Source organism: Stenotrophomonas sp. HMSC10F06 (genome assembly GCF_001807865.1).
In the GTDB taxonomy this organism is placed as follows: Bacteria; Pseudomonadota; Gammaproteobacteria; order Xanthomonadales; family Xanthomonadaceae; genus Stenotrophomonas; species Stenotrophomonas bentonitica_A.
In genome coordinates this window covers 19,936-28,182 of record NZ_KV791274.1, presented here as the reverse complement: position 1 = coordinate 28,182, position 8,247 = coordinate 19,936, and the positions used below count along the sequence as shown (strand labels likewise).

The window sequence follows — 8,247 nt, the reverse complement described above, 5'->3', positions numbered from 1 at the left end:
GCGCTGAGTCGTCGCCCGTGGTGTCCGCTTTGGGTGGCGGTTTCATATGTTCGATGAAACACAGACAGCTGCCCAAGCAGCAGGAGTGTTGCGGAGGCGGACCACGGCCGCATCAGCGACACCGCGTCGATTCGCGAGCGTCTTTGGCAGCGCGGCTCGAACGAAAACACGAACGGGCTGCTGCGTCAGTAATTCCCGAAAGGCGTTGATCTGTCGAGCTTCTCCCAAGCCAAGCTCAACAGCGTGGCCAGGCAACTAAACGAGAGGCCACGCAAGACCCTGGACTTCCAGACACCGATCGAGCGATATCAACAAGCTTCCGCTTTCGGCCAATAGCAGACCTGCCGGACTCGCTGCACGGACTGAAGGTATGGCAGCAGTTGCTAACATTGCAGGCCACGCCTCCTGGAAGGAAGTCGCCCGCATGCCTTTGCCCCCGGCGTTTTGGCGAGTCGCCATGCTGACGGTCGTGGCCTTGCCAGTCTGGCCATTCGCTACCCTGTCAGCGGCGGAGCCGGATTATCAGACCAGCGCCTTCACCCACCCCATCAACCGTGCCAAAGACGCCCCTTTGGCAAGCCTGGGCAGCGATGGATTGCTTCGCTATGGCGTGTATACCGAGCGCGGTGGCGATCAGGCCCGCAACATCCTCCCGGACTTCTCCCGCGCCGGCTACCAGGGAGGCGGCGTCAGCCTGCCCACCCGCTCCAGCATTCCTGTTATTGAGGTCCTTGAGCCAAACGCGGAGGGTGACGACTATCCCCGCATCCAGGCAGCGATCGATGCGGTCTCCCTACGTGCCACGGACAGCCGGGGCCTGCGCGGCGCGGTCCTGCTCCGTCGCGGCCACTACAGGGTGAGCAGGACGCTGACCATCCGTGCAGGCGGCGTGGTGCTGCGCGGTGAAGGGCGAGGTGCAGACGGCACGGTGGTCCGCTCCGAAATCAGCGATCGGCAGGGCAGAATTCTTGAAGTGGGCAGCAGCGAATCCGCGGTTCCCCGCGCCGCTCTGGATCCACGCCGTACCGCAATCAACATGGACTACGTCCCGGTGGGGGCGATGCGGATCAAGTTAACGTCCGCAGCCGGCTATCGCGTGGGCGATACGGTGTCGATCGCGAGGGAACCCAACGCGCGCTGGGTCGGCCCAGAGGGCATCGATACCGCGCGATACCGGTGGACGGCCAGCGACTATGCCGTGTACAGCGAACGCGTCGTCACCGCGGTAGACCATGACACCATCACTCTCGATGCCCCGATCATGGATGCCATCGAGTCCCGCTTTGGTGGCGGCAGCATCTATCGCACGGATCCGATCCGCATCTCCCAAGTCGGCATCGAAGACCTCCGCCTTGAAGGTGACCCCGAGACCGGCACGGTCAACGGCACCGCCGATGCCGGCCCCTTTACCGCACTCCGCCTGGGTGCAACCTACAACTCATGGGTTCGCGACGTGACCGTGCGTTATGTATCGCATGGCTTCGTGACCCGCAACGGCGCGCAGTTCAATACCCTCCAGGACATCGCCTATCTCGACCCGAGGTATGGCGAGACCCAGGGCGCCCGCCGCTATGTGTTCCTGTACGAGGGCAACGCCGCCTTCAATCTGATCCAGCGCTGCTACAACCAGGGCGGCCGGCATACCTTCGTCATCGGTGCACGGGTGCCCGGCCCCAACGTGTTTCTGGACTGCCTGGCCGTGGGCGACAGCAACGACAGCGGCCCCCATCACCGCTGGTCCACCGGCACGCTGTACGACAACACCAAGGGATACATGCTGCGAGCGCAGAACCGCCGGTACAGCGGCACGGGACACGGGTGGGCAGGCGCACAGCAGATGTTCTGGAACACCGAGCACGACATCTACGTGGTCCAGGCGCCGCCCTTCGCGATGAACTGGAGCGTGGGACAGGTGGGCGCTATTGCACCCGGGAAATTCCCGCCGGAGGAGCCAGCGGGGATCGTGCAGTCGATGGGCCAGGTGGTGACACCTCGCAGCCTGTATCTGCAGCAGTTGCGTGATCGTCTGGGCGAACAGGCGGTGGTCAACATCACCACGGAAGCGCAACGTGACGGGCGCATCTGGGACAGCCTGGCCGATGGTGCGGGGGAATAGCGCTCATAGCGGAGAGCGCTGGCAGCCAACGCATTGACGATCAGCTCCGCGATAAGCGGCAGGTGGAGCGCACAACCAACAAAAAAGCCGCCGTTTCCGGAGGCTTTTTCGACTGAATCATGGTGGGCGGTACAAGGTTCGAACTTGTGACCCTTGCCGTGTGAAGGCAATGCTCTACCGCTGAGCTAACCGCCCGATGCTGCTGAGCCGCTCATTATAGGGCGGCAAATTTGGACGTCAACGGTTTCGCCGAAATTTCTTCACATCGTGTGCGTGGGCTTGTCCGCGGTCAGGATGCCGGCCAGCAGGGTCTCGATCCGGTGGCGGACGGTCTCCCCTTCCGCACCATCGGCCAGCTGTACGCCGATGCCTGCCGCGCGGTTGCCCTGGGCCCCGGCGGGGGTCACCCAGATCACCTTGCCGGCCACCGGCAGGCGCTCGCCGGAGTCCGGCAGGGTGAGCAGCAGGAACACCTCATCGCCCAGGAAGTAGCGCTTGGGCGTGGGCACGAAGATGCCGCCGTTCTTCACGAACGGCATGTAGGCGCTGTACAGCGCGGCCTTGTCCTTGACGGCAAGGGACAGGATGCCCTGTCGGGCGTTGGTGGCGCTCATGCTCTATTCCCCTTGGCGTGCCGTTCGTTGACCTTTCCCCAGGCCAGCAGCAGCTCAACCACCGCAAGATCGGCGCGCACCGTGGTGCGCAGCAGGTCGCGGGTGCGGTTGGCCGCATCGAACCAGGCGGCCAGCTTGTGCAATCGATCAGGATCGGTCAAGCCACCGCCGGTGGCCTGGGCCAGGGCGAGATCGGCGGCGTGGCGCAGGCGCAGGGCGGCGTTGTCGTCGGCGGTCCAGCGCTGGGCCAGTTCCACCGCGCCGGCGCGGCCGGCGACGAGCGCTTCCAGATCCGTAGCGACCTGGCGGCGCAGGGCCAGGCCGTCCTCGCGCAGCCACTGGTCGGCCAGGCCGGGATGGCCACGCGCGGCGTCCAGCGCTTCGCGGGCGCTGGCCTCGCTGTGGCCCAGGGTCTGCAGCCAGGCGAGCGCTTCCTCGCGCGGCGGCAGCTTGAACTCCAGGCGCTGGCAGCGGCTGCGGATGGTGGCCGGCAGGCGGGCGGGGTCGGCGCTGATCAGCCACAGGTAACGGCCGGGCTGCGGCTCTTCCAGGGTCTTGAGCAGGGCGTTGCAGGCGGCGCGGTTGATGGCGTCGGCAGGATCGACGATCACCACCTGGGCCACGCCGTACTGGGGGGTCAGCGAGAGCTTCTGCGAGACCTCGCGGATCTGCTCGATCACGATTTCGGTGCGCAGCTTGTCGCCGGATTTGTTGGGAATGAACGAGATCCGCTGCAGGTCCGGGTGGGTCCCCGCGGCCAGCAGCTGGGCGCTGCGCTTGGCCGCGGCAGGTTCGCCCTGCCCCAGCACGTGCTCGGCCAGCCGCAGCGCGACGCCCAGCTTGCCCAGGCCGGCCGGGCCGCAGAACAGCAGGCCATGGCCGAGGCGACCGGCGTCGAGCGCGGCCACGGTCTGGTCATAGGCGCGCTGCTGCCAGGGGGAAAAGGGTTCAGCCACGTTCCGGCTCCTGTGCCAACCATGCATCCACGGCCGCCACCACCGCGCCGGCGACGCCGGCCTGGTCTTGGCTGGCATCGATCAGGCGGTAACGTGCGGGGTCCTCGCTGGAACGCTGGCGGAACACCGCGCGCACCCGCTGGAAGAAATCATCGTGCTCGCTTTCAATGCGGTCCGGCCACAGGTCGCGGCCGTTGGCGCGCGCACGGCCGACCGCTACGTCCACATCCAGCAGCAGGGTCAGGCCGGGCAGCAGGCCGACGGCGCGGCGCTCCAGATCGGCGATCCAGGCCGGGTCCAGGCCGCGGCCACCGCCCTGGTAGGCGTAGCTGGAATCGGTGAAGCGGTCGCACAGCACATAGGCGCCGCGCTGCAGCGCCGGGGCGATCACCTGGCGCACGTGCTGGGCGCGGGCGGCGAACACCAGCAGCAGCTCGGCTTCGGCCGAGAGCGGCTCGGCGGCGATCTCCTCGTCCGGCTTGAGCACCAGCGCGCGGATGCGCTCGGCCAGCGCGGTGCCGCCGGGCTCGCGGGTCAGCACCACCTCATGCCCACGCGCCTGCAGGGCCTCGCGGATCGCGTTGATGGCGGTGGTCTTGCCGGCGCCCTCGCCCCCTTCCAGGCTGACGAAGTGCGGGTGCCGGTGCAGCGCGGGACTCATTGGGGGGCGGCCTCGTTGGTGCGTTTGCTGCGCAGTTGCTGCAGGTAGCGGGCAACGGCGGCGTTGTGGTCGGTGTAGTTGGCCGAGAAGATGTGCGCGCCACTGCCATCGCCCACGGCCACGAAGTACAGCGCGTCCCCCTTGGCTGGCTGCGCGGCGGCATGCAGCGCGTCACGCCCGGGCATGGCGATCGGGGTCGGGGTCAGGCCGGCGCGCGTGTACGTGTTGTACGGCGTATCGGTGGTGAGGTCGCGCTTGCGGATGTTGCCGTCGTAGCTGCTGCCGATGCCGTAGATCACGGTCGGGTCGGTCTGCAGCCGCATGCCGATCTTCAGGCGGCGCATGAACACCCCGGCGATCTGCGGGCGCTCGCTGGGCAGTGCGGTTTCCTTCTCGATGATCGAGGCGAGGATCAGCAGCTCATACGGCGAGTTCAGCGGCAGATCGTCCACGCGGCTGTCCCACGCGGCAGTGAGTTCTTTTTCCATCGCGGCATGCGCGCGCTTGAGCACGTCGATGTCGCTGTCACCGCGCTGGTAGACGTAGGTCTCGGGCAGGAAACGGCCTTCCGGGTGTTCGCCGGGGAAGCCGATCGCCTTCATCAGCGCGGCATCGTCCAGCGCATCGGTGGTGTGCACCAGCGGATCGGCGCGCTTGAGCGCAGCGCGCAGCTGGCGGATGTTCCAGCCTTCCACGATGGTGACGCGGTGCTGCAGGACGCGGCCCTGGCGCATGCGGGTCAGCAGCTCGCGCGGGGTCAGCGCCGGGTCGAGCGCGTATTCACCCACCTTGAGCTTGCCGGCGGCATCTAGCTGGCGTGCCAGCAGCTGCCACTGGGTGTCGCTGCCTTCGTCCACGCCGGCCTGGCGCAGCTTGCCGAGCACGGTGCTGAAGCCGTCCCCCGAGGCGATCACCACGCTCTCCGCACTGGGGGTGACCGGCGCATCGGCGAACGCGCCCTGGCGATGCCAGAACCATGCGCCTGCGGCCGCGACCAGCAGGGCCAGCACCAGCAACACGGCCAGTACGGCCAGACATCCCCGTTTCGCACCCGCCATGGTCACCTCGAATCAAATTCTTCGCCGCGCAGCATACCGCGCGGGTACTGCACACCGCCAAACGGCTCAGGCATCGCTGCCCAGCGCCCGCAGCAGGCCACGGGCCTTGGCGCGGGTCTCGTCCAGTTCCTTGTCGGCCACCGAATCGACCACGATCCCGGCCCCGGTGCGGAAGTTGGCGGTATCGCCGGCCACTTCGGCGGTCCGGATCAGGATGTTCAGGTCCAGGTCGCCATCGCGGTTCAGCCAGCCGAACGCGCCGGTGTAGGCGCCGCGCGCGGTCTGCTCCAGCTCGGCGATGATCTGCATGCAGCGCACCTTGGGGCAGCCGGTGATGGTGCCGCCGGGGAAGGTCGCGGCGATCACCTGGCCGGGGCTGACGTCCTCGCGCAGGCGGCCACGCACGTTGCTGACGATGTGGTGCACGTGGGCGTAGCTCTCCACGGTCATCAGCTCATCCACCTCCACGCTGCCCGGCGCACAGATGCGGCCGAGGTCGTTGCGCTCCAGATCGATCAGCATCACGTGCTCGGCGCGCTCCTTGGGATGGCCGACCAGTTCCTGGATCCGCGCGGCATCGTCGTCGCCAGCGAAACGCGGGCGGGTGCCGGCGATCGGGCGGGTCTGCACGTCATCGCCATGCACCGAGACCAGGCGCTCGGGCGAAGAGCTGACCACCGCCCTGCCCTGCGCCATGAACAGCCCGGCGAACGGTGCGGGGTTGGCCACGCGCAGCTGCGCGTACAGCGCCTGTGGCGAGAGCGCCTCGGTGAACTGCGCGCTCCAGCGGCGGGACAGGTTCACCTGGAACACGTCACCCGCGCGCAGGTAATCGATCACCCTGCCGACGCCGTCGGTGAAGCGCGGTGGCGCGTCTTCGCCGATCGCCACCGGGGGCTGCCACGTCGGCAACGGGGCCAGCGCGGCGGCCGCGGCAAGGTCGTCCTGCAGGGTCTGCAGCAGCGCGGCCTGACCGCTCTCGCACACGGCATGGAACTGGCCGAGCACGCGATCGTGCAGCACGGCCGCCGGGCAGCGCAGCGCCAGCGCGGACGGCAGCCCATCGGCGCGCGCCGGCAAGGCCAGCACGTCTTCGATCTGCCCGGCCAGTTCGTAATCCAGCATCAGTGCCCAGCCACCGCGGAACGGCAGTGTCGTCTCCTCGCGCGGCAACCGCAGGGCGGCCCAGTGCGCGTCCAGCACGTCGAGGAAGCGGCCGTCATGCGCCACGCCATCGGCATCACGCACCACGCCGTCGGCGTGCAGCGCGAGCGCTTCGCCGCTGCCCATCAGCAGCAGGTCCCAGCGCCCCTGCGCGGTGCCCGAGGCGGTGGACTCCATCAGCAGCGGGTAGCGCTGCGGGGCCAGGCGCTGCAGGGCCAGCAGGTCGGTGGTGGCGGGCAGCGGAAGCGTCTGGAACATGACAGGACACCGGAAGGGCGCGCAGCGTGCGCGGGGGCCAGATACACCAAGGCCGCCATGATGGCGGCCCGGGTGGGAGTGCACGGAACGGGCGGTCAGACGCGCTTGAACACCAGCGTGCCGTTGGTGCCGCCGAAGCCGAAGCCGTTGGACATCACCACATCGACCTTGGCCTCGCGTGCGGTGTTGGGCACGTAATCCAGGTCGCAGCCCTCGCCCGCTTCATGCAGGTTGATGGTCGGCGGAATGATGTTGTCGCGCAGCGCCAGCACCGAGAAGATCGCTTCCACGCCGCCGGCCGCGCCGAGCAGGTGGCCGGTCATCGACTTGGTGGAGCTGACCATCATCTTGTAGGCGTGGTCACCGAAGGCGGTCTTCATGGCCATGGTTTCGCCCAGGTCGCCCAGCGGCGTGGAGGTGCCGTGCGCGTTGAGGTAACCGACCTGCTCCGGGGTCACGCCGGCGTCCTTCAACGCCATGGTCATGCAGCGTGCCGCGCCTTCGCCGTTCTCGCTCGGGGCGGTCATATGGTACGCATCCGAGCTGGCGCCGAAACCGGCCAGCTCGGCATAGATGCGCGCGCCACGCGCCTTGGCGTGTTCGTACTCTTCCAGGATCAGGATGCCGGCACCGTCGCCCAGCACGAAGCCGTCGCGTTCCTTGTCCCACGGGCGCGAGGCTTCCGCCGGTGCATCGTTGCGGGTGCTCATCGCCTTCATCGCGCAGAAGCCGCCCAGGGCGGTCGGCGAGGAGCCGCGCTCGGCACCACCGACCACCATCACGTCCGCATCGCCGTACTGGATCATGCGCATCGCGGTGCCGATGGAGTGGTTGGAGGTCGCGCAGGCGGAGACCGCCGAGAACGACGGACCCTTAAGGCCGGTGATGATGCTCAGCTGGCCCGGGAGCATGTTGATGATGGTCTTGGGCACGTAGAAGGGCGAGATCTTCTTGCCCTCGTGGAAATCGATGGTCTGCTCTTCGATGCCCAGCAGGCCGCCGATGCCCGCGCCAACGATGGCGCCGACGCGCTCGGCGTTGCCGTCGGTGATCTCCAGGCCCGAATCGTTCAAGGCCATGAAGGCGGCACCGAGGCCGTAATGAATGAACGGGTCCATCTTCTTGGCATCCTTGCCAGTGACCCGGAATTTGCCGAACTGTTCGTTGTCGGCGGTGATGTCGAAGTCCCTGACCTCACCTGCGATCTTGGTGGTGAAACGGTCCAGGTAGGACTGCGAAACGTTGGTCAGCGGACCGATGCCGGAACGGCCTTCGGTGATGCCCTTCCAACTGCTGGCCATATCATTGCCCAATGGCGAGACCATGCCCATGCCGGTAACGACGACGCGACGCTTCATTGCAGATTCTCCTGACCCGGGTGTTGCGGGTATCACGCGGTATAACGCTCAAAAGCACAGGG

Annotated in this window: 7 protein-coding genes, 1 tRNA gene and 1 pseudogene; 2 read left to right on the top strand and 7 right to left on the bottom strand. The window is 67.5% G+C overall.

Translation table 11 applies throughout. The features are described from left to right. Positions 1 to 144 precede the first annotated feature (144 nt). Positions 145 to 336 (top strand): annotated as a pseudogene (locus HMPREF3113_RS18345) (IS30 family transposase); the annotation flags it as partial. A gap of 121 nt (positions 337 to 457) precedes the next feature. Further along, entirely contained in the window at positions 458 to 2,116 is a 1,659-nt protein-coding gene (locus HMPREF3113_RS09250) for a hypothetical protein (protein ID WP_070471841.1), read from the top strand. A 120-nt stretch (positions 2,117 to 2,236) separates the two neighbouring features. On the opposite strand, the gene HMPREF3113_RS09245 is transcribed toward HMPREF3113_RS09250, so the two are convergent. The 7 genes from HMPREF3113_RS09245 to fabF form a co-directional block, all read right to left on the bottom strand. Further along, positions 2,237 to 2,311: transfer RNA gene (locus tag HMPREF3113_RS09245), tRNA-Val, on the bottom strand. A 65-nt stretch (positions 2,312 to 2,376) separates the two neighbouring features. Further along, complete coding sequence (locus tag HMPREF3113_RS09240) at positions 2,377 to 2,730, bottom strand: PilZ domain-containing protein (RefSeq protein WP_019185355.1); 354 nt, start codon at positions 2,728 to 2,730, stop codon at positions 2,377 to 2,379. Further along, positions 2,727 to 3,686 carry a DNA polymerase III subunit delta' gene (locus HMPREF3113_RS09235; RefSeq protein WP_019185354.1) on the bottom strand — a complete coding sequence of 320 codons (960 nt, stop codon included), beginning with the start codon at positions 3,684 to 3,686 and terminating at the stop codon, positions 2,727 to 2,729. Before HMPREF3113_RS09235 ends, HMPREF3113_RS09240 begins: the two co-directional genes overlap by 4 nt. Continuing rightward, complete coding sequence (tmk, locus tag HMPREF3113_RS09230) at positions 3,679 to 4,347, bottom strand: dTMP kinase (RefSeq protein WP_070471840.1); 669 nt, start codon at positions 4,345 to 4,347, stop codon at positions 3,679 to 3,681. Before tmk ends, HMPREF3113_RS09235 begins: the two co-directional genes overlap by 8 nt. Next, positions 4,344 to 5,405 (bottom strand): endolytic transglycosylase MltG, encoded by a 1,062-nt coding sequence (mltG, locus tag HMPREF3113_RS09225; protein ID WP_026070122.1) that lies wholly within the window; start codon positions 5,403 to 5,405, stop codon positions 4,344 to 4,346. The genes tmk and mltG overlap by 4 nt, the downstream gene beginning before the upstream one ends. A 66-nt stretch (positions 5,406 to 5,471) precedes the next feature. Then, the gene (locus HMPREF3113_RS09220; RefSeq protein ID WP_019185351.1) at positions 5,472 to 6,827 is read right to left on the bottom strand and encodes an aminodeoxychorismate synthase component I; all 1,356 of its coding nucleotides are present in this window, start codon (positions 6,825 to 6,827) and stop codon (positions 5,472 to 5,474) included. 95 nt (positions 6,828 to 6,922) lie between these two features. After that, a complete protein-coding gene (gene fabF / locus HMPREF3113_RS09215) occupies positions 6,923 to 8,185 on the bottom strand; it encodes a beta-ketoacyl-ACP synthase II (protein ID WP_070426749.1) in 1,263 nt (420 codons plus the stop codon). Positions 8,186 to 8,247: the final 62 nt, after the last annotated feature.

Excerpts from the sequence above, each read along its gene's own strand:
- HMPREF3113_RS09250 (WP_070471841.1), top strand. The coding sequence starts at position 458 with ATGCTGACGGTCGTGGCCTTGCCAGTCTGGCCATTCGCTACCCTGTCA.
- HMPREF3113_RS09240 (WP_019185355.1), bottom strand. The coding sequence starts at position 2,730 with ATGAGCGCCACCAACGCCCGACAGGGCATCCTGTCCCTTGCCGTCAAG.
- tmk (WP_070471840.1), bottom strand. The coding sequence starts at position 4,347 with ATGAGTCCCGCGCTGCACCGGCACCCGCACTTCGTCAGCCTGGAAGGG.
- mltG (WP_026070122.1), bottom strand. The coding sequence starts at position 5,405 with ATGGCGGGTGCGAAACGGGGATGTCTGGCCGTACTGGCCGTGTTGCTG.
- HMPREF3113_RS09220 (WP_019185351.1), bottom strand. The coding sequence starts at position 6,827 with ATGTTCCAGACGCTTCCGCTGCCCGCCACCACCGACCTGCTGGCCCTG.
- fabF (WP_070426749.1), bottom strand. The coding sequence starts at position 8,185 with ATGAAGCGTCGCGTCGTCGTTACCGGCATGGGCATGGTCTCGCCATTG.